Genomic DNA, 24393 nt, shown 5'->3' on the forward strand with positions numbered 1-24393 from the left:
GGCGTTATACCGTCCAGGAAGTCACGGAGCAATCCGGCACGTTACAGGAGTTCCCCTAACGCAGGACACCCAGTAACGCACTCCGCGCCTGTAAATCGCGCATAATTGCCAGCCCCCCCTGGATCACGATTTCGGGCGAGGGATGGTGGCTTTCCGCAGCAATAATTTCGAGTGCTGCTTGGCCTGTATGCCCGGGGGTTTCCAACAGATTTATCAGGCGCGAAGTAAACGCATTGATCTCGGTGAATCGAATTTGATCGCTCATATCGCGGAATACCAGTAAATAAGTTGCTGCCGGCATAATTCGAGTGCGCGGACCGATACGATGCACGGGCCACCGATAACACAGATTGGCGAGCACCGGGTTTAGAATGGGGTGCTGTTCCAGTAGGCTGCCGCCGGGATCGATGCGGTCCCAATCCGGCAAATCCATTGAAACGGAAAGCACCAGTTCTATCCATTCATAGTGTGCCAGCTCCAGCATGAATTCGGGATAATCTGCGGTTGGCGTCCATTCCGTTTGCAGGAACTGAATAAACTCATCGGGTATTTCCCGAAAAAAAGGTGAGCGGCTACGATGTATGGCAAGAAACGCCCGCATGAGCCGTCCCCATCGACGCGTTCCCAATACTTTTCTAAGTACGGGAAAGCAGCTCAACAGGAAACTCTCAGCGTTGTTGTAAACCAGCCTTTTATATATCCGCATACGTCTTGCTTCGATGCCACGCGGGCAAGGGTTTGCAGTGGAGTCGCGGATATGCGCGGTGAACGCGTACTGGAAGCGCTGAAATTCAGGAAGCTGCCCGGACATGGCTCGTATCATGCCGACTCTGAATAAGACCGATGCGGTCGACCTCTCGCATCAGTTCATGCAAAGGGGGAATATTGAAGTCGCGCTCAAGCAAGGTGGGAGCCACGCCATGGATGCGGTAAGTTTGATCCAGCAATGACCATACCGGATCGATTATGTCCGCGCCATGGGTGTCGATAATCAGGTTCTCCGCTTCATTGTAATGCCCGGCCATATGCATATAGACAATGCGTTCGGTGGGCATGGCACGAATGAATTCGATGGGGTCGTAGGCATGGTTGACGCTGTTGACGTAGACGTTGTTAACGTCAAGATGCAGGTCGCAGTCCGCTTCGGTCAATACAGCACGGATAAAGTCTGCTTCACTCATTTCGGTAATGGGGGCGCGCACATAAAACGAGGCATTTTCCAAAGCGATGCGGCGTTCCAGAATATCTTGAGCGCGGTGAATGCGTGCGGCCACATATTTGACTGCTTCTTCGGTAAAAGGTATTGGAAGCAGATCATAGAGATGACCATCGTCGGAACAGTAGGAGAGATGTTCGGTATAAAGCGGAATTCGATGCTGGTCCAGGAACTGCCGGATCTTATGCAGAAGCACCTCATCCAGCGGTGCGGGGCTGCCAATGGAGAGCGAGAGTCCATGGCAGACGAAGGGGTAGCGCTCCGTGAAGCTACGCAAATCCCGTCCCGCCACACCGCCGAAATCAATCCAGTTTTCCGGGGCAATCTCGAAGAAATCAATAGCGGCGGGGACATGCGTTTTTAATTCGGGAATGAGTTCCCGCCGAAAGCCCAGTCCCACGCTGGCACGGCTTAACAATTCCCCCACCGATCAGAAATTACTTCTTCATCCCACCATGCGGCGCTGCGTTAGGGGCACCGGGTCCACCCGGCGCGTGAGGCGAGCTGGGTCTGGCACCGCCATAACTGTCAGCCTCAGGCTGGTCGACAGCACCATCCTTGTTGGTATCCATCCTGTCAAATATGGCTTCATGATGCTTCAGGAATTCCTGCTTTGTGACTTTGCCATCTTTATTGGTGTCCACCATCGACATGCCGCATCGGCCTTCGCCGGATTTCGCTCCACCCCCATATTTGTTAGGGTCTACCTTATCAGCATACGCAAGCACGATACCCTTTTCCAGGGATTGCACGTTGAAAGGATTGTCGGTCGCGGAGGCGAACGGTACCGTACCGAGCGTAGCGGCAAAAGCGGAACCCACAGCTAGGGAAATCATGGTTTTCTTATTGCGCATGATATCTTCTCCTAAATTTTGGACGAATATTATGTCACAATTCGAGAGAGATGGGAGGCTGTGGTTAGCTGGGCGGGGTCGACTTTTTTCGTGTGGAGATCCGCTCAAAGAAGCCGCCCCCAGCCCGGAAAACCATCCATCGCATACTTACTTGCTACCTCCGCACTTGCCGTCTTTTGTTTTCCCTTTTATCTCATCTTTGCCGATAAAGCCATCCTTGTTGGCATCCATATGTTCGAACATGGCGTTGTGATGCGCGGTCCATTCTTCCTTGGTGATCTTGCCATCCTTGTTTGCATCCGCCATAGCCGCACCACACCTTCCTTCGCCGCACGCCCCTTCACCACCGCATTTACCTTCACTGCCTTTTTTCTCACCATAATTGTGTGAGTCAGCTATCATGTAGCCCCTTTCGAGAGACTGCATGGCAAAAGGGTTATCAGCTGCGGAAACGACCGGTACGCTACCAACGCTTGCAGCTAAGAAGGAACCCGCAGCGATGGAAATAATGGATTTTCTATTAGACATGATCTTCTTCTCCTGTATAAAGATATAAGAGGTGTTGCATTGCAATCCCTGATAGGAAACCGCACTTGTCGTAGCAATCCACTAGACTTGCCCTCTTTCTTCTGTGACCAGTTTCTGACGCGTGCGGATACTCTAAACAATCTCAGCCATCATTGAAGCAGCAAGCTCAATTGCTTGATCGGCAGAGCAAATAATGGCTACAAGCAACATAGCACAATTTCCGGCCGGGTGCGACAAATTGTCGCATCTGCCTGATCAACCAAGCGGTACCCTGGGGAATATTCATAGCGACGGTTGTCGTTGAGGATGATTTTGAGAAATGTGGCATTTATTTTCTTTCAGGGGTATCCAAGGAATAGGAATTCTGTAAAAATTCGTGCTTTCGTGCGAGTGGGTTTCATGCAAACTGACTGCCCGAAGTTATCTCCAAGCTCTATATGGGATAGAATTGATTTTTGCCGCTTGCCACGGCGGACGAATAGCAAACTTATTGCTGTATAATATTTTTTTTCTGTAAAAGTATTTTTATACGTCACCAGAAATATAAAAGGAATATTAAAAATGCCGCAAGAACTGCGTAAACCAGCGACTCCTTACAAACCGAAGAAGGGGGAAAGCTACATGAGTTCCAGGCAACTTATGCATTTTCGCAATATACTGGAAGGGATTAAAATTGAATTAGGCCAGGATATAGATCGTACAGTGCATACCATGCAGGATGAAGCGACGATTTTCGCCGATCCTAACGATCGTGCCAGTCAGGAATCAGACATGGCGCTGGAATTACGCAATCGGGACCGCGAACGAAAGTTGATCAAGAAAATCGATGAGACCATTGCAAAAATTGATACGGGCGATTATGGTTATTGCGATAGTTGCGGCATTGAAATCGGCCTGAAACGCCTCGAAGCCCGTCCTACTGCCACCCTCTGTATAGACTGCAAGACTCTCGACGAGATAAGGGAAAAGCAGGTAGCCAAGTAAATTGTTGTCAATTCTCTGCGGGTTTATTGACCTCTACCTTTCAAAAAATTTTGCCGGTTAAAAAAAAGCCCCTACCACAAGATAGGGGCTTTTTTTTGCTTATCGTAAAAGGAATTACGATCCAGGTCGGATGTTTGATATCACGACCTGCAACAAAAGCTTATGAAACGGCGTTGTCGGCGCCCTCGGTAGTGACGGCCTTCATACTGAGACGTAACCGTCCTTTGTCGTCGGCTTCCAGAACCTTGACCCGCACAGCTTGGCCTTCCTTGAGATGATCGGCAACGCTGTTGACGCGCTCGTTGGCGATTTGCGAGATATGCAACAAACCATCCTTGCCTGGAAGAACGCTAACGATTGCGCCGAAATCCAGAAGTTTCAATACGGTCCCGTCATATATTCTCCCCACCTCCACTTCGGCGGTAATATCTTCAATACGTTTCTTTGCCACTTCGCCGCCTTCGGCGTTGATACAAGCTATCATAACGGTGCCATCGTCGGTGATATCGATGGTGGTTCCGGTTTCTTCAGTCAATGCACGGATTACAGCACCACCCTTGCCAATTACATCACGGATTTTTTCAGGATTGATTTTAATTTTAATGATACGCGGCGCATGTTCGGAAATATCCTCACGCGTTGAAGGCAGCGCCTGCTTCATGATTTGAAGGATATGCATGCGTCCTTCCTTGGCTTGTATCAGCGCGGCATGCAGAATATCTTTGGTGATGCCCTGAATTTTGATATCCATTTGCAGCGCGGTGATGCCCTTCTCGGTCCCCGCTACTTTGAAATCCATATCGCCCAAGTGATCTTCATCCCCGAGAATATCGGTCAGCACTGCAAACCGGTTGCCCTCCTTAATAAGTCCCATGGCAATACCTGCCACATGCGCTTTCAATGGCACGCCTGCGTCCATTAACGCAAGACAGCCACCGCAGACCGACGCCATGGAGCTGGAACCATTCGACTCGGTAATCTCCGATACCACACGCAGCGAATAACCGAACTCCTCGGCGGAAGGCAGCACTGCAACCAATGCTCTTTTGGCCAGGCGCCCATGCCCGATTTCGCGGCGTTTGGGCGTGCCTACCCGGCCAGTCTCGCCGGTGGCATAGGGCGGCATGTTGTAATGGAGCATGAAACGCTCGGAATAATCCCCTTGCAGGGCATCAATTTTTTGTTCGTCTCGACCTGTGCCGAGAGTTGCAATCACCAGCGCCTGGGTTTCCCCGCGAGTAAACAAGGCCGAGCCATGGGTACGCGGTAACAGGCCGTTGCGGATAGTAATGGGACGAACGGTGCGCGTATCGCGTCCGTCTATGCGAGGCTCGCCATCGAGAATTTGGGAGCGCACGATTTTTGACTCGAGAGCAAAGCAGGCCTCTTTCACAACTTGCCCATCCGGGCCGTCTTCCGTGTCGACGCCGACTTCAGTAAAAACTCTTCTCCAGATGTTATCGATGGCCTCGGATCGCGCCTGTTTCTGCCTCAATTGGAATGCACCACGCAAATCTGTTTCCGCCAGGCCGGCAATTTTTTCGGCTAGCGCCATATCCGTTTCCGTCGGCGTCCAGTCCCATGCGGTGACCCCCGCCTCGTCGGCCAGTTCATTGATGGCGTTGATCGCCGCTTGCATTTGCTGATGGCCGTACATGACCGCGCCCAGCATGATATCTTCGGACAATTCCAATGCTTCAGATTCCACCATCAGCACCGCTTGCTGCGTGCCCGCCACCACCAGATTCAACTGGGTTTGTTTCAGTTCGGTCGTGGTAGGATTCAAGACATACTCGCCGTTGATGTAGCCGACCCGGGCGGCACCAACAGGACCATCGAAGGGGATGCCGGAAAGCACCAGCGCGGCGGAAGCGCCCACAAGTGCGGGTATATCGGCGTCTACCTCGTTATCGGACGACAGAACGGTGGCCACGATCTGTACTTCATTATAAAAACGTTCGGGAAATAGCGGACGGATGGGACGATCAATCAGACGTGAGGTAAGAATTTCTTTTTCGGAGGGACGGCCTTCACGCTTAAAGAAGCTGCCGGGTATCCTGCCGGCGGCATAGCTTCTTTCCTGATAATCCACCGTCAAGGGAAAAAAATCCTGGCCCTGCTTGGCATTTTTTGCACCTACCACGGTAACCAGAACTACGGTATCGTCCATGGTAACCGTCACCGCCCCATGCGCTTGTCTTGCTATCTCCCCGGTTTCCAGTGTTAGTTGATGACGCCCGTAGGTAATACTTTTCTTGATTGATTTCAATTAACTACCCTTTTTCAAAAAATCATTCCCGTTTACTTGCGGCTCACCAGTTCCAGCACGAGATGTACACTATTGTCTATCATGAGACGAGAATTTCATGTACTCCGCAGGTTCTCGTAATCAGGGTTGATACCCTATTTGCGTAAACCAAGCCGCTCGATCAACGTCCGATAGCTATCAGCGCTGCTGCGCTTGAGATAATCAAGCAGCTTGCGGCGGCGACTAACCATGCGCAACAATCCGCGGCGGGAGTGATGATCCTTGACATGTGCCTTGAAATGATTTGCCAGATCATTGATACGAGTGGTCAATAATGCCACCTGCACTTCGGGAGAACCCGTATCTCCAGCGGCCCGCTGATATTCGCGCACCACCTGCGCTTTTTGATCGGTTGTGATTGGCATGCGTACTCTCCATTAAATGCCTGATGCGAAAGGCCGGTATTTTACTCTTTAACAGCGTGAATTCTCAAGTAATATGATGACTTTATTTATCGCTGATGTAACTTGAATAACCAGCGTAGGTGGATTTTTCCTGATGTAAATCCTTCCTTGGCATCAATGCAACCTGCTCGTGTGACCACGACGTAGTTCGGAATTCCTTATGTCTTTCTATCTATGTGCTAACCCACCGTATGCGCGGAATGGATCGGAGCGAGTCCCATTTGCGTATCCGCGTGACGTACCACGGTGGACAATGTGGAGCACGCGGCACGGGAGTCTACTCCAAGACGCAGTAGCGTGCCGAATGTCACGGATCGTCGTAGCAATAACGGCAACAGGCGCCTCAGGTCGGGACTACCGTCGCGGCGTACCGCGCCGAGCAGAATCGAAGGGGGGGAAAACTCCACCGGGTCCGAGATGGCGCGTACCGTCAGAAATGGCAATCCGGCACGGGCGGCCGCTTCCGCCACCGCGCCGCTCTCCATATCCACTGCGCAAGCTCCGGTAGCCTGCGCCAACTCCTGCTTTGCGGTTGCTGAGGTCAGTACCTGCGTACTAGCCGCCAGCATGCCGCCCGCCACCCGTAAGCGTGCCGGCAAAAGCTGCCGCAGGCGGGTACGCCAGCCCAAATCAATGGGTAATAAGCAGTCGCTGTAAATCGACTCCGGCAACACCAGATCGCCCGGCCGCAAGCTGGAATCCAAGGCTCCGGCAAGCCCGAAACTCATCAAGGCGGTAGCCCCGTCTGCTTTCAGACCTTCCGCCGCTTCGCGAGCGGCCTCTGCGCCGATCCCGCAGAGCCATATCGCCGCGCTCTCTCCTAGGCTGATTCTTTTGTTGAAAGGCAAACGGAGTGGGGTAACGCAGCGAGCTTCCACTCGCATTGCAGTGACGATACCCACCCTCCTCACGCAGAAGTCTTCCGGGTCAGCGCATGAAATCTAGCCAAAGCCCACAGCGGAAAATAACTCGTGTATCCATGATATTTCAGATAGAAAACTCGCGGGAAGCCTGGTGCGGTAAACCAGGGTTCATGCCACAAACCGCCGCTATCCTGTTCATGCAACAGGTACGCTATGCCACGGGAGACTTCATGACTATGCCCCTCACCTGCCGCCATCAGACCGAGCAACGCCCACGCAGTCTGGAAAGATGTGCTCGTCTCAAAACGCCCCGCTTTTTGGGGATCGGCATAAGAATCGTTACCTTCACCCCAGCCGCCGTCGTCACGTTGCACAGATCTAAGCCATTGTACCGCGCGGCGAATGGCAAGGTGACCGGTATCCACATGCGCCAACCTGAGCGCCTCCAATACCGACCATGTACCGTAAATATAGTTGCTGCCCCAGCGTCCGAACCAGGCTCCGCTAGGCTCCTGTTCGCGGAACAGGTAGGTCAAACCTCGTTCCACCGCATCCTTATGTCTGGATTCGCCATGCAGCGCCAGGAAACCGGTACAGCGGGCGGTGACGTCGCTGGTGGGGGGATCAAGCAAGGCTCCGTGGTCGGCAAACGGAATTTCGTTCAGATAGTAATAGGTGTTGTCGCTATCGAAAGCCGCAAAGCCGCCATTTGCGGACTGCATGCCGGCGAGCCAGTCCGCTGCGCGAACAATGCTTTCTCGATAAACCTGGGGATCCGCCTGATGCAATGCCCATCCAACCGCGGCGGTGTCATCCAGATCGGGATAATGGGGATTGGCGTATTGGAAAGCCCAGCCACCGCCCGCCAAGCCAGGATGCTCCTCCTGCCAGTCGGCGGGTGCGTCGAGGATCTGATTGGGAACCAGCCAGTCAAGGGCCTTGCGGATGGGTTTCTCGTCGACACCTGCGCCCTCTTGTAGTGCAAGACTTGTCAATACGGTGTCCCATACAGGCGATGTACATGGCTGACACCATACGCGCTCGCCTTCATCCACCAGCAACCCCTTGAGCGCCTTGCGGCACTGCTCTCGATAGGGATGTTCGTAGGGATAGCCAAGCAACGCCAGAGCCTCGCTGGCATTTACCATCGCCGGGAAAATCGCTCCCAGTCCGCACTCGCCATTAAGCCGTTCCACTATCCACCGCTCCGCGCGCTTGAATGCGATGCGGCGTAGAAATGGCGGAATAAATTGCTCGAATGGCGAGGCAATACGCTCAATCAGCAAGAATAGCCGATTCAGCCGGGTGCGTACCGGAAAATAACCCCGCTCGTTTTCCGGAGACACTGTAAACAGCTCGGGAATATGCATGTTGCGCGGATTCGCGGCACGCGCTTTCAAGCTGCAAAGAATGGATAGCGGTATCGTAACGGTACGTGACCAGTATGCGATTTTACTTAAATGGAACGGAAACCAGCGAGGCAATAATATGATCTCGACCGGCACGAACGGAACGCCACGCCAGGGAATCTGGCCATACATGGCAAGCAATATCCGCGTGAATACATTAGCCCGTGCGGCGCCGCCATGTTCCAGAATGGCGGTGCGTGCGCGGACCATATGCGGCGCATCGGGTGAATCACCCACGAGCTTTAGGGCATAGTAGGCTTTGACCGTACAGCTTTGATCGAAATCCCCGCCATGGTATAACGGCCAGCCGCCATGCACCGGGTCCTGCTTTTCACGGATGAATCGGGCAATCCTGACTTCCAGATCTCTATCCACGTCATCCATGAAATGCATCATTAGCACATATTCGGCCGGAATCGTGCAGTCCGCCTCCAACGGAAAACACCAGTGGCCGTCCTCCTTCTGCTGGGAAAGCATTGCCTTGCGCGCTGCGGTCAATCCATCTTCCAGCGCCGTTGCACTGAGGAATCTGTCTTGCGGAGACAATCTGGCGGTACGCTCCAATCTTTTCATTCGTTTTTACCTTACATATATACTGTATACTGTAAATCCATTTGCGTATTATCATCCAGTTCCGATGGGAACCTTGACAATGCAAACGGCCAGGATTCCTTTGCGATGAGTCGTAAGAGTCCGGCAGCTGACGATCATCATTCTGAAAACCTTATGACTCCGCAGTAAAAAATAGGGGATCGGCTTAAGTACGTCATATTATACGCCCTTGAAATTAATTCTCAGCGTATTGGTTTGGCAACGGGCTTATTCTGCACGGTATCATCGTCAAGCGGATCATCGTAAACTTCTGGCGGCGGGTCACCGTCATAAATCAAATGCTTGCGCTGTTGTAAAAACCCCTCGCGCACAAATAGATAGGGGTCGAGCGCCGCCTGGTCGCGAACCCGCATGGGGCCGGATAGCCTCGCTCGTTTGTCGATAATGCCCAGAACAGTGACGGGCCCCACAATGGCTGTACTGGCAACGGTGCCCGCATAAAACAAAAGATTGCTGAAAGCGCTTACGGGAATTCCCGGCGCATCCCGATAGCTGCTGGGGCCAATCAAGGGAACAAACAGATAGGATCCTGTATTAACCCCCCACACGCCAAGCGTCTGCCCAAAGTCTTCGTCATGTTGTACCAGCCCCATGGGCGACGCCATATCAAAAAGCCCTCCCAGCCCGATGGTCGAATTAACCACGAAACGCAGACTGTCCTGGAATCCTTGACGAACCTTGCCCTGCAAAAATGCATTCAAAATAACATTTGGGTACGCGAGATTGTCATAGAAATTGCCGATCGAGCGTTGCATTGGGTTGGGAATATACTTGATGTAAACATCGGCAACCGGCGCCAGAACGTTCCGGTCAACCATATCGGTGAAGTCATAAAACTTGCGATTGGTTTTTTCGTTGGGATCGATCGGGTCCACACCCGTATCATTCGGACGCACGGTGGCGCAACCGGTAAACAGCACCACACATACTAACAATAGAATGGTTGCCGGTGTATGCGTCATAATCAGAGAAGGTGTAAACCAACCTTGTTAATCGTTAATCTCCCCGGGCTGTAATATTTGCGACGACGGCAAAATATTTCAAGGTGCGAAGTATAAACAATAATTGTCAAATTGGCGTATAACTTTCTGTCCCGGATGTTTCTTAAATTCGTATGATAATAACGCAGAATTTTGTTTTGTATGAAAGTTTTGAAAAAGAGACGACGTAGTTATTCATATTCGCATACGTCTGATTGAACAAAAACTTCCATACAAACAAGACCCGCGAGGGCGGGCGGCAACTTATGACACGTTCGGGTCATGCCTCGTGTATGCGACACGCTGAAGAGGCTCATATACAAGGCAGGCATATTTCCTGTCGCCTATGTGGCAGATTAGAATTTGGTACTCCGGACGGGAGTGCGCAGTATCGCAGGGAGTATAACGAGCGTACAGATCAAAGTAAAAGTCAGTCCCACAGTCAGCATTATTCCGATACTGGCGGTACCCTGGTGCGATGAAAGCATAAGACTCGCGAAATCCACCAGGGCAGTCAGAGCGCTATAAAAAATGGCCCGTGCGGTGCTGGTGTGAATCAAAACTTCGCTCACCATTTCATTGTTCAGGCTTCGGTGCACCATATGTAAGCTGCTGTCGATACCAAGACCCAGCAATAATGGCAGGGCGATAATATTGGCGAAGTTGAATGGGACATCCAATAGAATAGTGAATGCGGCAGTGAATAAACTGGACAACAAAAGCGGGGTCAGCACTAACAACATGTACTTCATACTGCGCAATATTATCAGCAGCGCGACGATAATTCCAAGTAGCGCCAGCAAGAACGCCTGAACGAATGCCTGCACAACGGCTTCGCCTGCCTCAAGACTTACCATGGGCGCCCCAGTTGCATTTGGCGCCACTTCCTGGACCGCGCGTACAAAACGCCGCAATGCCTCATTGTCATTGAGATCTTCCGTGGGGTACACTGCCAGCCGGTATTCGCCCGACTGGCTATGCCAGCGTCCACCCAGTGATTCGGGGAGATCTTGTTCTTTAAATGGAACGGCTTCCGTGGCAGTGTGCAGACTCCGCAAGGCAGCGGGCAGCGTCGTAAGCAGATCTTCCTCGACGGCATGTAGCAGTTTACGTTTTTCGTCTGCGCTGGCCGCATCGAGTTTAGCAAACAGCGAGTCCAGAGACGCTTTGAGGATGCGTATGGTTCCGGACGCAGGATGACCAGGTCGCTCCGCCATGAATCGATCTAATGCAACGGCCAGTTCATCAAGCGCTTTTCGCTGCCGCAGTGAGGCGTCTTCCCCGATAGCTCGCGCCTTGTTTGAAACCGAGATCGGGCCAATCGTAAGTGCCATTTCCTCGATAAGCTGGAGTTTTTCCTCCTGCTCCGTCGGCACAAAATCGAGGATCGTGGCCACCTTGTTCACTTCAGGAAGCTCGGCCAGTCGCTGGGCCAAGCGTTCCGTTTCCTTCTGATCGTTAGCCAGCACAACCGCATGCCAGGGTGAATGGTCGGCATCCACAAGAAGCTCCCGGAAAGTGCGCACCGCTTCTCCGGTTTGATCTTGCATATTCAGTAAATTGTAGTCGAATCTTACCTGAGGCAGCAGGGCAATAGCCCCAATGGCTGCCACTGCCGTAGCAGCATAGGTCAATTTGTGCCATTTTAAGGAAAATTCGAGTACTTTCCCGACAGAACCCTTCTTAAGGGACGGTGTTTGCAGCCGTTTTGGCAGGCAACGTAGCAGGGCAGGGCCCAAGGTAAGGGTAACCAGCAGACTGATAATCATGCCGGTACCGGAGATGATTCCCAGCTCCGCTACTCCGCTATAATCGGTAGGCATGAACGCGTAGAACCCTATGGCATTGGTGATGGTACACGCAGTCAATGCGGCGCCGGCATCCCCGCCAGATATATGTGCGGCCTCTATCGACGGAAGGCCACCTTCCAGAACCTCGCGATATCGCAGCAGAAAGTGGATTGCAAAATCTGCTCCTAAACCAATGTATAACACCGCAAAAGCAATGGAAATCAGGTTTAGGTGGCCGACTATCGCAGTGGCGAAGGCCGCGGTGAGAATCAGGCCCATTGTCAGACAAAGCAGTACGTTGAGTATCAATCCGGCGGTACGCATCGCGAAATAAAGTACGACCGCCACCAGGATAAATGTAATCATCCCGGCGTATTCCATTCCGCGAAGCGAACTGTTGAGCTCTTCTTCGGCTAGCGCTACCTCGCCGGTAATACGCAACCGCACTGGCCCATTCTCCGTTACGCCGGTATCTTTCGCGGCGGCGTGCAGCGCCGCGATGGATTGTTCGGCCGGAAACATCAGGGTGTAATCCAGCCTCGGTTTTACTACGATCAGCTCTTGGTATTTGCTTTTCTGGGGTTCCCCATGGAACAGGGACTGCCATGACAATACCCTGGGTGAACCCGCGAGCCGTGCATCCAGAGTGGTACTCAACCCACTGAGCACAGGCTGAAGATCCATGCTGCGTCCCTTGCGCAGTTCGTCCACGGCGCCGGTGAGTACAGAGAGAAAGGCAGGCAGGGTGGGGTCGCCGGCAATATGGGCAATCAGCGGCTGCGCCGCGGCCAAGCTGTCAGTAATCTGTTCCAGCTCTGCGAGACTTTGATAGAGCAAGCCATTACGCGCGAAGAAATCATTCACGCTTGGAGGATAGACATCATGAAAATTCGTGGTGTCCTCTTTTAAACGTGCTGCGAGACGGTCTGCCGCTATGTAGGCCTGCTCAGGTGTGGGCGCATCCAACACCACCAACAGTGTTTCCATGTCCTGCGGAAAAGTTTTATTGTAGTGCTTTATGTTGACACGAAACGGCAGGTGCTCGGAGAGCATATCTGTGGTATCGGTATTCATGCCAAGATTGCGCGAAACATAGACGCTGCATGCCATGGCAGTCAACAATGCTCCCACAAGAATCCAGGCACCGTAACGGTAGGAGATAGTGGACCAGCGCGCGAAAATATCGTAGATGCGGCTGTTAGAAGCTTTGGCGGGAATAGTCATCCTTCAGGAAGAATTTGGAGCGATCTGCCCTTGGTGTTGCCTGATTTTTTATTCTTCTTCAGTCAGGGCGATCTTTTTCTTGAGCATGTCAATGAGGGTCTGGAAACCATCACGCTGAAGAATGGCACGATACTCTACGCGCTTGAGTGCCAGATCACTGACACCGTCGGCCAAGATATTGACAATGCGCCACCCCTCGTTACCCTGGCGCAGAATGTAGTCGAAGCGCACAGACTCGCCCTTCAACGGAACGAGCTTGCTGCGCACCATTACTTGATCCCGCGGCATGGCCTGTTGTTCCACAATTTCAAAACGCTCGCCTTCGTGACTTTTAAACCATCCCGCATAAGTACCAATGCTAAGCTTCCGAAAAACGTCCGTAAAGGTATGTTGCTGACTGGCATCTAACTGAGTCCAGTTGGGTCCCAAGGTGGTACGTGCGATAAAATCGAGATCGTGAGTTTGATTGATGACGGGGGCCAGAAGGTCCAGGCGGCCTCGATAACCCAGTTTCGCACCCTCGTGCATTGCTTTGATAAGAGCTTCGTGCAGGCGGCTTACGATCTGTTCCGGACTACTGGAGTTTGCAGTTTCAGCCCAGGATTGAGGCGTAAATACAAACATGACCACCATTATTACATGGAGTTGCCACACAGATTTGATTACACGCAGGACTTTCATATTGACTACCTTTACCGCAAGTGAGCTAACCGCGCGCCGTAACGTAGCGCCGAAGTCCATGTCATTGCCGATAGCTAGTGGACCCATGACAGATACCGTCGCGTACCTGCCCCTGTCATCGGATGCCTGGATTGCAGGCTCCCAATAACTTGCGAGCTTCGATGGCGCCGGCGCACCATCGAAGCTCATGCGAATGCTCCATGCCAATACGCTTCGACCGCTTGACTATCTTTACCGCTCCATCCTGACAGGAATTCCACCAATCGTCTTGCGAGCTTTCAATTCCTCGGTTACCCATTTCGGCGTGGGCTCGGCCACCATCGGACCTGTCGTTCTTGGACCTCTGAGCGAGGCCAGCAATGCCTTGAGCGGATGCTGCAAGGTATCTTCAACGGCAGTCGCTTCGTAACCGCAATGGGCCATGCATTGCGCGCATTTTGGATTGCTGCTGTTACCGTATTTTTCCCAGGGTGTGTCATCCAGCAGTTCCTTAAAACTGGTCGCGTATCCCTCGTCCGGTAATAAATAGCAGGGTTTTTGCCAGCCGAATATGTTGCGCGTCGGATTACCCCATGGGGTGCAGGCATAATCCTGATTGCCGGCCAGAAAATCAAGATAAAGCTTGGAATGATTCAATTTCCAGTTACGCTTCTTGCCGATTTCAAAAATACCCCGGAATAGCTTCTTGGTATCCTGTCCCTTGATAAAGATATCCTGCTTCGGCGCGCGTTCATAGCTGAACCCTGGTGCAATGGTTGCACCCTCAATACCCAATTCCATGGCGTAATCCAGAAATTCGGCGACATCATCCGGGGTTTCACCCTGAAACAGGGTACAGTTTACGGTGACCCTAAATCCTCTTGCCACACACAATTTGATTGCCTCAACCGCCCGATCAAAAACACCATCCTGGCAGACCGAGGCATCATGCCTCTCTTTCATGCCATCCAAATGAATGGAAAAAGTCAGATAGGGGGATGGGGTATAGTCATCAATCCTTTTTTTCAACAAAAGCGCATTCGTGCAGAGATAAACATACTTCTTTCGGGCAATAATCCCTGCAATAATTTGTGGCATTTCCTTGTGTATCAGGGGTTCGCCGCCAGGAATTGATACCATCGGCGCACCGCATTCATCAACGGCCTGCATGCATTGCTCAAATGAAAGACGCTGATCAAGAACATCTTCAGGGTAATCGATTTTGCCGCAACCCGCACAGGCCAGGTTACAGCGAAACAAAGGTTCCAGCATCAGAACCAAAGGATATTTTTTTACTCCTTTCAACTTTTGCTTGAGCAGATAACTACCCACAGCTATCTGCTGACGTAAAGGAACTCCCATGAGTAAATCCTCCAAAAAACTTCAATTAACTGACTGATATCCGCTCAGAACCCATCTTTCTTTATTATTCTGGAAGCCGCAAAGATTTCTTACTACCCTGTGGGTAATCTCATCTATCGTTTTTGCTTCTTCCTGGTGACATTTTTATTGCATCCGTATAGTAGCATGGATGGTCCATAAACTAAACACACAGCCGCTTTAGGGTTAATATCCAAGCGTTGTTTGAGACTGGGTTCGAAAAAATTCCCGCAGAAGATGTAGGATTCTTCCATCGCAAATCCGAGCAAAAAAATGGGGCGCCGAAGCGCCCCATTTTAACTGACCTTACTTGATTAAAAGTTGTGACGAACACCAATCGTATAGGTAGCACGGCTGCCGGTCGCATAATTAGGCGCGTTAATGCCGCCAAAGTTATTTGCCGCCGCGGTGTTTGGATTATCCACATATACGTGCTGATAGCCACCAAAAACACTGGTACGTTTGCTCAGATTGTGGATAGCGCCCACCGTAAAGCTGTCGGCACTGCGTGCCGCTGAATTATTGATGCCGCCTGCATGAGCTTTGGTCATACCGCCTTGTGCCACGAGGGTGGTGCTGCCCCATTTGTATTGAGCGCCCGCGTGCCAGATATTGCCGTCCGCGCCCCAGTTCATTGCGGAATTACACTGTCCCGAAACGAGACCTGTGTCAAGGGGATTGGCTGTTAGGGAAGCAGCGGTGGTACAGGTTGCGGAACCAATGGCGTTGTTGATGTTTTCATACTGCCCGCTGAGCTTGAAGTTTTCATAGGCCCAGGAAGCGCCGACTCGCCATACTTCTTCAGTTCTGAGACCCAGACCTTTTTGCTGATTGTTGGCATTGTCTCTGGAGTAACCGCCGAATATGTCAAAACCCATACCCATATAATCTACATGGTATTTGGCTGCGGCTTGACCGTCAAATTCACCATTCTGGCCGCCGGTGTTGCCTTGGCTACCCAAGCCGCCGGGAAGAAAACTGGCTCCAATGCCGCCGGTTTGAAGCGGATTGAGAGAATTTGCGTCACCGGGCATCAGCAAAGCTGCAAAGGTGAAGCCTTCTATGTTTGCGGAATCGTAACGGATAGCACTGTTAACAAAACCATTTGCGCCTGAACCCAAGCCGTTGGCGCCTCCGGACATGGTACCACCGGCGCCGTTGGCTTGCAGGGTAGTGTAGGCAAACGGATCAATCGTCATACCGCCAGCGAAGTCCTTGAACGGAGACTGGACACGGCCGAATTTGACATCGCCCCATTGATTGCTGGAAAGTCCCACCCACTGCTCGCGAGGAGTAGTGGCCGAACCCGCTCCCGCGTTCAGACCCATTTCCATACGGGCATTAGCTTTGAATCCATTGCCCAGATCCTCGGTAATGTGCAGTCCCCAACGTGACGAACGGGAATTGTCCTGCAGCGCTCCCTGGCTGGGCTGGCCCGCAAAGTCAACGAGACTGTATTCAGCTTGCACCCGGCCAAATATCGTAACATTCGTCCCCTGAGCGGATGCAACCACCGGGGCTGCGAGTGCCCCAGCGACAGCCAGTGCAATCAGTTTCTTTTTCATGTGGAAAATCTCCTTTAAAGTTGAAACGGTGGGGCCATCTCACCGACCCTATTTCGGTGGAGTGCGTCCCGCTACTTGGACCTCTCAAAGTGAGAAGGTTGAGAGAGATTGTGCCTAAAGCAACAACGTGTAGCAAGGAAATCAAGAAACTTTCCGAATACGCGTGAAACTTGTGTTGCTTTTTTGCAACAAAATCGATTATGCCGCAATTCCAGCGCCTGCCTTAAAAAGGAAGGCCTTGGTTCGCTACACTTTATCCGAATAATCGCGCCAGCTCAACCCCCGGATTATCCGCGCGCATGAAGGCTTCACCCACCAGGAAAGCGTCGACTTGATGAGCGCGCATCAACATAACATCGGCCGGCGCGAGAATTCCGCTTTCGGTGACCACGATATGCGTCCGCGGGATACGGTCAAGCAATTGCAGCGTAGTATCCAGGCGTGTTTCGAAAGTGCGCAGGTTGCGATTGTTGATGCCGATCAGCGGGGAATTCAAGCATAGCGCAAGTTCCAGTTCCTCCCCGTCGTGAACTTCAATCAGTACCGCCATACCCAGCGCTTGGGCAAGTGATTCCAGTTTGCGCATTTCCGCAAGAATTTCTTTCTTCGTCCTGCATTCTCCGGTCGAAGCGGATGGCATACAGAACGCCGCGACGATGATCAGGATACAGTCCGCTCCCATGGCTCGCGCCTCAACCACCTGATATTCTTCCAGCATGAAATCCTTGCGCAATACCGGTAGATCGCATGCCGCCCGGGCCTGCTTGAGGTATTCTGCGTTCCCGCCAAAAAATTGCGCATCAGTCAGCACCGACAGGCAGGCCGCGCCATGCAACGCATAACTGGCCGCGATCACGGCAGGATCGAAATGCTCGCGCAGCACGCCCCTGCTAGGACTGGCCTTCTTGATTTCCGCAATGACCGCGGGCCGGCCGGCAGCAATCCTGGCGCGAATCGCTGCCGTGAAATTACGCGGCGGGGAGGCCGTCTCGGCTTCCTGACGCAATGCGGATAAGGATTTGACTGCCTTTGCCGCGACAATTTCCCGTGCTTTGACAGTCAGGATCTCTTGCAGGATATTAGGCATTGTCAAGCTACCCGACTTGATAATTCGACCAGTTCCCGCAACTTTGCTTTGGCCGCTCCGGTTTCTATCGCGGTGCGAGCTTTTTCCAAACCTTGCGCCAGCGATTCCGCCACATCCGCAACATAAATCGCCGCCCCCGCATTGAGCAGCACAATATCAAGCGCGGGGCCTGGTTGATTATCCAGCACCGATATCAACATCTCCCTGGATTGTGCACTGTCTTGCACTTGTATCGTTTCGATCGCGGCAGTCCTCAAACCGAAATCCTCCGGTTTGATGCTGTATTCGGTCACTTTGCCGTGTCTGAGTTCGCCAATCCGGGTTTCTCCCGCTATCGTGATTTCATCCAGCCCGCCTTCTCCATGCCCGCCATGGACAACCATCACATGATCACTACCCAGGCGCTGCAGCACCCGCGCGAGGATACCGACAAGATCTGGGTGAAATACACCCAGGACTTGATTCTTCGCCCCGGCTGGATTGGTCAATGGGCCCAGGATGTTGAACAGGGTACGTACGCCCAGCTCGCGCCGCACCGGCGCGGCATATTTCATGGCGCTGTGAAAATTGGGAGCAAACATGAAACCGAGACCGATTTCCCCAATGTCTTCCGCTATTTGCTCCGGCGTCTGATCAAGGTTGACGCCTAGGGCTTCAAGTACATCCGCACTTCCCGACTTGCTGGATACCGAGCGCCCGCCATGTTTCGCGACCCGTGCGCCGGCAGCCGCGGCAACGAAAGCGGCGGTGGTGGAAATGTTGAAAGTATGCGCCGCATCTCCACCAGTTCCGCAGGTATCCACCAGGTACCGACGATCCGCCACCTCAACCCGGGTGGCGAATTCACGCATCACTTGCGCGGCGGCGGCAATCTCGCCGATGGTTTCTTTCTTCACCCGCAGTCCGGTAAGGATGGCGGCGATCAGCCCTGGCGACAGCTCTCCGCGCATGATCTGACGCATGAGCGAAAGCATCTCGTCATGAAAGATTTCGCGATGCTCAATGATGCGCGTCAGCGCTTCCTGAGGACTCATGATCCCAAATCCAGCAGCTGGACTGCGTGGATTGGTCTGTTTTTGGGAGACACGGCAAGGCGCGGGGACATGGCTATTCACTGATTCAAAAAATTTTCAAGCAATTTGTGTCCGTGCTCGGTCAGAATGGATTCCGGGTGAAATTGCAAGCCTTCGACCGCCAGGGTCCTATGGCGTATGCCCATGATTTCGCCATCTTCCGTCCAGGCGGTAATTTCCAGGCAATCCGGAAGACTCTCGCGTTCAATGACGAGAGAATGATAGCGCGTGGCTGTAAACGGATTTGGCAGGTTCCGGAACATGCCTGTGCTATTGTGGAAAATGGGCGAAGTTTTGCCATGCATGAGTTTCTTGGCATGAACAATTTTTCCGCCAAAAGCCTGACCTATGCTTTGATGACCAAGGCAAACCCCTAATATGGGGACCTGGCTATTGTAGAGTTCAATTAGCGGTACCGATATCCCCGCTTTACTGGGCGTGCAAGGTCCGGGGGAAATGACAATGCGTGCGGGCTTCAACCGCGCGACTTCATCAGGCGTAATCTCATCGTTGCGAAACACCACTACCTCTTCACCCAACTCGCCAAAATATTGGACCAGGTTGTAGGTAAAGGAATCGTAATTATCGATCATTAACAGCATATCACAGTTATCTATTTGATTTTACTAGTCAAGAAGCTGATATCAGGGTCTCGATACCTCGCTTTTTCAGACACCACTGACTTTGACCAAACCTAAATACGTCATTATCTCCTAGTTAATTTTAGAATATACCAGAAGTATCAACCCCCCACTATTGCCCTCTGTGCTGGATGCTGTGCATACGAGAAATACTTATCGCTCAATCTCCATAATCAGTTTATCCATGGGATGAATGACAGTTACCGGTCTTGGATGACGCATTTCTGTCATTTCTAGTGATCGACTTTCTCTATCGTTCAATCCGCAAGAATCGGGGGCAATTCACCTTGAGTAGACGGGAGTATTTATCCCGATCCTACAAATCGATTATCAGCTTGCATAGTGGTAATATCACCGTATACAGAGCGTCATCGGCAAAGGCACGGCCTGCGGCCTTTCTTTTCGCCCTAACCGTAGATCATAGTTTTATCCGACGGACAAGCAAGGCTCTACCCTTCGGCTTCGCGAAGCATTCTCCACATCACATATGGGTGGTGTACAGCCCTTCCCCGAACATTACAGATTCGTAATAATTTTGTCATCTTAACGTCAGAATTCACCCTCTATAATTCCCACGGTGGCTTTTTAAACACTGTGGTTTGAAGTCAATAGCACCCACCACTTCGACCTGTAGAAACTAATCGCATAGTTGCTAAGCTTTTAGATGAGCTCATTGTAGAGAGGGACCACTTGGAAACCTTAAAGAACACCTCGGCAAAACTGAGTGAAGCAAAAGGCGAAAATTTCGCTATGCTTTGTTTACTGATTTGCTTTATAAATTCGTTGTCAACCGATAAACGGGAAAACTTGCGAAATGATTTTGAGAAAGAAATAGAACTTATTCGAGTGGAACGTTTGGACTCAAATATTTCAGAGTATTTCGACATTGGTGTAGAGAACACAGTGGCCGCCATTCGTCTCCTCTTATCTGATGATTTAAAAGCATCAAACTGACCACCCAGGGCACGCTATCTCCGTTGCTTTCTTTCGAACAGCACGCTACAGCCGGTAGCCAAGCCCAAAAATAAATAGTATGCGGCGCAATTGCGCCGGACCATTGTGGCAGGGAAATTCCAGGCGCGAATCTCTATGGCTGTGAGTCCGCCATCGACATCGTGCGAGCAAGGAAAATGATGATCGATCGCCCCATGGATAAGGCACGCGGGATTACCCGGGGCATCCTTAATTGATGGAACGCTCGAGACGCTGACCCTCGATCTTGTCCCGATAGGTTTCCAGCAGGTTTTCCATTTCGACACGCTTCATCGCCGTAAAGGGCTCCGCCTCCAGGATGGCGTTCATGGCCCCTTTGTTGATATACCAATCGGCCAGTTCCCGGCTTATCCGATAAAGCTCGCCGTTATGCGTTTCGCAAAGTTTCGTTTGGTCATTCTGTTTTGTAAGGGCAGTTGTCGTATTCTTCAGATCCTGTTCCAATTGTTTGCGTTGACCGGACAGTTCTTCATTCCGTTTGCCCGCTTCATCAAGCTGGGTACGCAATTCGACTGCTTCTTTTCTCGCGGCTTCGATATCCTGTTCAAGCCGGGATGCTTTGGCCGCAGCGCTTGCCGCGGATCGCTTGTGGGATTCCGTTTCGTTACTGGATTTTTTCAGTGTTTCTTCCAGCATGGTTTTTTCCTGATCCAACGCCGATTTCTGCTGTTGTACCTCGTCCAATTGCTGCTGCATGCGGCGTAACGCCTGCCGCTCTTTTTTTTGATCCTTGTTGGTGGCAGCGCTCGCGGCCAGGGAACCGGGGGACAAGGCGCCCGCCAGAAATATGGCGACGCTCCCTTGGCACAACCATCGCAAAATCATTTTCTTACGACTATTCATAGAAAGCTTTCAATTTTCAACGGAGTTTTATCCAATTGATGACTTCCACAGCGAACGGCTTGGGCGTTGATCCGGTACCACGATATCTAGTAAGCATCCCTTTCGTTTCTCCTGCTTTCTTGTCAACCGCAAACCCGCAGCTGCAGTTCCGCTCAAAATCAGAAGCGGGCATTCAGGTCCAGATTGACCGAATCGATGGACAAGGGCAGGCCGCTGACTTGATCGTATGAGTTGTAGCGCAGACCAAGCCAGGTGTTGTGCGCCACACCATACAGGGCATGGAGCGTGTAGCCTTTGTGGTTAGTACCGCCAAGCAGATAGTTGGAATCAGTGAAGGCATCCAGCATCGAATCCCGCTCGGAGCGGCGATAAAACCCGAAAACCTGCCACTGGTGCCGCTCGGTGATCACCGGGTAACCCACAGTCAGGCGCAACTGATAAGCATCGACTTGCGGCTTGATGTCCTGACCGCTGCGAGCGAAAATTTTATGCTCGTCGTAACCCACGTTGCGCGCATAGTCCATGGTGGCGATAACATGGATGGGCTTGAATTTGGAGTAGTCGGCCACCATGGTCACGTTGGCGATCCGGTAATCCGCCGCCAAAGCCCATAGATTGGTGGTGGGATCCCCATCATTGTCAATGTTGAAAAGGCTGTTGCCTTTTTGCCGGAAAAGCGGGGCACTCTGATTGAACAGGGTATCGCCAAAGTTCGGGTTGCGGACACCGGCAATATTGCGATAGTCATAATAAGCGGCTCCCACCCTGAACTTGGTATCGGTATTCTCGGGTGCCCACTCCAATCCGGCCTGTGCCCCGAAGAACCATTTGTCCTTGGCCTTGACGGTCTCGCTTTGATTGATTTGCTGCAATGGAAATATCCCGGCATTGAGGAACGGCTTGACAGTCCTGCCTTCTTCTTTCAACCAGGGGTGGAGATTGATCGCCAGTCCTTCAAAGTTCAGATCGACGTCCCATAATAGATCGGTATGCACGACCCCGGCCGTGGGTACGGTATGTGGCCCGCTCCTGAGTGTTCCTGTGTAGATATTCCCGACAGTGCCCACGAAGAAAGGATTAGGAAAACGTCCGCCACTGACAGTAAGCCAGTTAAAGGGTGTAAGTTTGAGATAAACCTGATCCAGCACCAGGGCGAATTTGCTGTTAAAGGTTCCAAATGTCTGCAGGGTGGAGGTCGGTGATCCTATGGATATCGGTGGGGGGCCCAGCAAATTCCCGGTAAGCACCGGATCATTGATATTCCCGGTAGTCAAGCGCAACCCAAGATCCACCCCACGGGTGACGTTGGCGTTGATGCCGAGGCGGAAGCGCGCCCGTTCCCGGTGATAGCTGTCTTCGGTGGTATTGTCGATATTCTGGCCGTTCGCCCGGAAATTGGCCGCGGGAGCGTTGGTGTCGGCGTAAAAATCAGCTTGTTCGCGCAGCCGCATATCTCCTTCCATCGTAAAGCGGCTGGTCCACTCGGGAATGGCATTCACATCGCCCCAGCGCTCCTGCTTGGCCTGCCCCACCACTTCCTGGCGCAATTGATCGCGAATTTCCTTCTTCACATGTTCGGGTATGTAAGGGACCCGCACTTCGCCTTTTTTCACTTCACCGGCTTCCGGCTGCGTGGCCTTTTCCTGTGCTTGCTGCCGTGAAGCCTTGGCCTTCAGCTCCGCTTTTTTAATCATTTCATCGGCCACTTCCTGCTTGATCACGCCTTGCTCAACCAGTAACCGGATCAGATTCAACGTGGTTTCATACAGAACTTCGACTTTCTCCCGCTCATCGGTCTTTGCGTGCGCGCCACCGGCAAATATTGCTGTCATGGCGACAAGGGTAAGTATCAAACGGATATTCATTATAGTTTTTTTTCTTATATAATCAGGCACGTGAGGTCACGCGTATCTTCAACGGCTGCGGCATGTCGGCGGGTGGATTTTCCCGCAGGGTGCGCAGGTTCCTCAGTACATCCTGGATCAATTCATCGACTTTTGGATCGCCTGTCTTATCGACCGCCGCTATTCGCGATACCTTCCCGTTAGCGTCAATCCACACTTTCACCACCACCTTGTAAGTCTTGTCCTTGAGCTCGTTCTCACGCGCCAGCGCATCCTGAAAAGCGGAATTCACCGCATCATTTACTATGGCGTCATACCAGGCCCATGGATTTCCCCTGGAACCGCCGATAAGATCGGCCCCGCCTTTCTTCCCCACGAGTCCGAATCCATCACCACTGCCGGTTCCTTCGGCATCGATACCCAGATCCGGCCCCGGCGGCGGCTCATCTGCCTGATCCATCGGTTCGGGCTCAGGTTCGGCCAGCTTTATTTCTTCCTTCACCACCGGTTCCGGCGGTTTTTCCGGTGGCGGCGGTGGTGGCGGCGGCGGTTTGATCAAGGTGATCTGCTGAAGCGACGGCTTTCTCTGCGGCGTATCGTCGTCCAGAAAATCTTTCAACCACAGCCCCGCCCCGACCAGGACAACTCCACAAACCGCCATCCCTGCCCAGCGCCTCCAGGTGGCTGGCCTTTGTTCTTCCGTGGGATCTTCCATGGCATTATTTCACCAGGCGCTGGGTCACCAAACCTAACTGCGTGATATCCAGTTGACCCAGTAATTCAAGCACATCCATCACCTTGCCGTACTGCACCACCGTGTCCCCCTTGACCACGACCGGCAGTTCGGGATTGGCCGCCTTCAATTGACCCAGGCGGGTTCGAAGCTCATCCAGCGTCACGGGATAAGCGTCCAAAAAAATTTGCCCACTCTCGTTGATTGTGATGGCTTTCGTTTGCGGTTTAGCCAGACTGGGGGAATTGCTGGCCTTGGGCAAGTTGACTTTTATGCCCTGTACTGATGCTGTCGTCATGATAATGAAGATCACCAGCAACACATAGGCGAGATCCAGCATAGGCACCACATTGATTTCGTCGTAAAGCTCGTTGTCTTCCTGAACCTTCATGCCATTTCCTG

General features: G+C 52.2%; 22 protein-coding genes. 2 read left to right on the forward strand and 20 right to left on the reverse strand.

Annotated elements, in window-relative coordinates; translation table 11 throughout:
* Positions 1-55: 55 nt before the first annotated feature.
* From SQ11_RS04575 to SQ11_RS04590, 4 genes are all read right to left on the reverse strand, one after another.
* The gene (locus SQ11_RS04575; protein ID WP_052493988.1) at positions 56-811 is read right to left on the reverse strand and encodes a DUF2063 domain-containing protein; all 756 of its coding nucleotides are present in this window, start codon (positions 809-811) and stop codon (positions 56-58) included.
* Positions 792-1643 carry a DUF692 domain-containing protein gene (locus tag SQ11_RS04580; protein WP_041512985.1) on the reverse strand — a complete coding sequence of 284 codons (852 nt, stop codon included), beginning with the start codon at positions 1641-1643 and terminating at the stop codon, positions 792-794. Before SQ11_RS04580 ends, SQ11_RS04575 begins: the two co-directional genes overlap by 20 nt.
* A 10-nt stretch (positions 1644-1653) precedes the next feature.
* On the reverse strand, positions 1654-2070 hold the full coding sequence (locus tag SQ11_RS04585) for an EF-hand domain-containing protein (RefSeq protein WP_041512986.1): 417 nt from the start codon (positions 2068-2070) through the stop codon (positions 1654-1656).
* A 147-nt stretch (positions 2071-2217) separates the two neighbouring features.
* Positions 2218-2598, reverse strand: a complete 381-nt coding sequence (locus tag SQ11_RS04590; RefSeq protein ID WP_041512987.1) for a hypothetical protein — start codon at positions 2596-2598, stop codon at positions 2218-2220.
* Between the two features lie 561 nt (positions 2599-3159).
* On the opposite strand from SQ11_RS04590, the gene dksA reads away from it, so the two are divergent.
* Complete coding sequence (gene dksA / locus SQ11_RS04595) at positions 3160-3582, forward strand: RNA polymerase-binding protein DksA (protein WP_041512988.1); 423 nt, start codon at positions 3160-3162, stop codon at positions 3580-3582.
* 160 nt (positions 3583-3742) lie between these two features.
* On the opposite strand, the gene pnp is transcribed toward dksA, so the two are convergent.
* From pnp to SQ11_RS04655, 12 genes are all read right to left on the reverse strand, one after another.
* Complete coding sequence (pnp, locus tag SQ11_RS04600; RefSeq protein ID WP_041512989.1) at positions 3743-5851, reverse strand: polyribonucleotide nucleotidyltransferase; 2109 nt, start codon at positions 5849-5851, stop codon at positions 3743-3745.
* A 134-nt stretch (positions 5852-5985) separates the two neighbouring features.
* Complete coding sequence (gene rpsO / locus SQ11_RS04605; protein ID WP_041512990.1) at positions 5986-6255, reverse strand: 30S ribosomal protein S15; 270 nt, start codon at positions 6253-6255, stop codon at positions 5986-5988.
* A 218-nt stretch (positions 6256-6473) separates the two neighbouring features.
* Positions 6474-7196, reverse strand: a complete 723-nt coding sequence (locus SQ11_RS04610; RefSeq protein WP_232297894.1) for a phosphorylase — start codon at positions 7194-7196, stop codon at positions 6474-6476.
* 5 nt (positions 7197-7201) lie between these two features.
* Positions 7202-9139, reverse strand: a complete 1938-nt coding sequence (gene shc / locus SQ11_RS04615; protein WP_052493989.1) for a squalene--hopene cyclase — start codon at positions 9137-9139, stop codon at positions 7202-7204.
* Between the two features lie 221 nt (positions 9140-9360).
* The gene (locus SQ11_RS04620; RefSeq protein ID WP_041512992.1) at positions 9361-10140 is read right to left on the reverse strand and encodes a VacJ family lipoprotein; all 780 of its coding nucleotides are present in this window, start codon (positions 10138-10140) and stop codon (positions 9361-9363) included.
* A gap of 374 nt (positions 10141-10514) precedes the next feature.
* Complete coding sequence (locus tag SQ11_RS04625) at positions 10515-13172, reverse strand: MMPL family transporter (RefSeq protein ID WP_041512993.1); 2658 nt, start codon at positions 13170-13172, stop codon at positions 10515-10517.
* Positions 13173-13220: 48 nt separating this feature from the next.
* Positions 13221-14042, reverse strand: coding sequence for an HpnM family protein (locus tag SQ11_RS04630; RefSeq protein ID WP_232297895.1), 822 nt, complete (start codon positions 14040-14042; stop codon positions 13221-13223).
* Positions 14043-14084: 42 nt separating this feature from the next.
* Positions 14085-15194 carry an adenosyl-hopene transferase HpnH gene (gene hpnH, locus SQ11_RS04635; protein ID WP_041512994.1) on the reverse strand — a complete coding sequence of 370 codons (1110 nt, stop codon included), beginning with the start codon at positions 15192-15194 and terminating at the stop codon, positions 14085-14087.
* Positions 15195-15526: 332 nt separating this feature from the next.
* Complete coding sequence (locus tag SQ11_RS04640) at positions 15527-16777, reverse strand: porin (RefSeq protein ID WP_041512995.1); 1251 nt, start codon at positions 16775-16777, stop codon at positions 15527-15529.
* 253 nt (positions 16778-17030) lie between these two features.
* On the reverse strand, positions 17031-17864 hold the full coding sequence (gene trpC, locus SQ11_RS04645; protein WP_041512996.1) for an indole-3-glycerol phosphate synthase TrpC: 834 nt from the start codon (positions 17862-17864) through the stop codon (positions 17031-17033).
* Positions 17865-17866: 2 nt separating this feature from the next.
* Positions 17867-18898: an anthranilate phosphoribosyltransferase gene (trpD, locus tag SQ11_RS04650; RefSeq protein WP_041512997.1), complete on the reverse strand. Its 1032-nt coding sequence runs from the start codon at positions 18896-18898 to the stop codon at positions 17867-17869.
* A 77-nt stretch (positions 18899-18975) separates the two neighbouring features.
* Positions 18976-19539, reverse strand: a complete 564-nt coding sequence (locus SQ11_RS04655; RefSeq protein ID WP_041512998.1) for an aminodeoxychorismate/anthranilate synthase component II — start codon at positions 19537-19539, stop codon at positions 18976-18978.
* Between the two features lie 729 nt (positions 19540-20268).
* Here SQ11_RS04655 and SQ11_RS17170 point away from each other — a divergent pair.
* Positions 20269-20532 carry a hypothetical protein gene (locus SQ11_RS17170; protein WP_156972410.1) on the forward strand — a complete coding sequence of 88 codons (264 nt, stop codon included), beginning with the start codon at positions 20269-20271 and terminating at the stop codon, positions 20530-20532.
* Positions 20533-20760: 228 nt separating this feature from the next.
* Here the strand turns inward: SQ11_RS17170 and SQ11_RS04660 are convergent, their stop codons facing one another.
* The 4 genes from SQ11_RS04660 to SQ11_RS04675 form a co-directional block, all read right to left on the reverse strand.
* Positions 20761-21414 (reverse strand): hypothetical protein, encoded by a 654-nt coding sequence (locus SQ11_RS04660; protein WP_041512999.1) that lies wholly within the window; start codon positions 21412-21414, stop codon positions 20761-20763.
* A gap of 158 nt (positions 21415-21572) precedes the next feature.
* Complete coding sequence (locus SQ11_RS04665) at positions 21573-23279, reverse strand: putative porin (RefSeq protein ID WP_041513000.1); 1707 nt, start codon at positions 23277-23279, stop codon at positions 21573-21575.
* Positions 23280-23301: 22 nt separating this feature from the next.
* A complete protein-coding gene (locus SQ11_RS04670) occupies positions 23302-23973 on the reverse strand; it encodes a TonB C-terminal domain-containing protein (protein WP_052493990.1) in 672 nt (223 codons plus the stop codon).
* Positions 23974-23977: 4 nt separating this feature from the next.
* Positions 23978-24382, reverse strand: a complete 405-nt coding sequence (locus tag SQ11_RS04675; protein WP_041513001.1) for a biopolymer transporter ExbD — start codon at positions 24380-24382, stop codon at positions 23978-23980.
* Positions 24383-24393 lie beyond the last annotated feature (11 nt).

It is taken from the genome of Nitrosospira sp. NpAV (genome assembly GCF_000832065.1).
In the GTDB taxonomy this organism is placed as follows: Bacteria; Pseudomonadota; Gammaproteobacteria; order Burkholderiales; family Nitrosomonadaceae; genus Nitrosospira.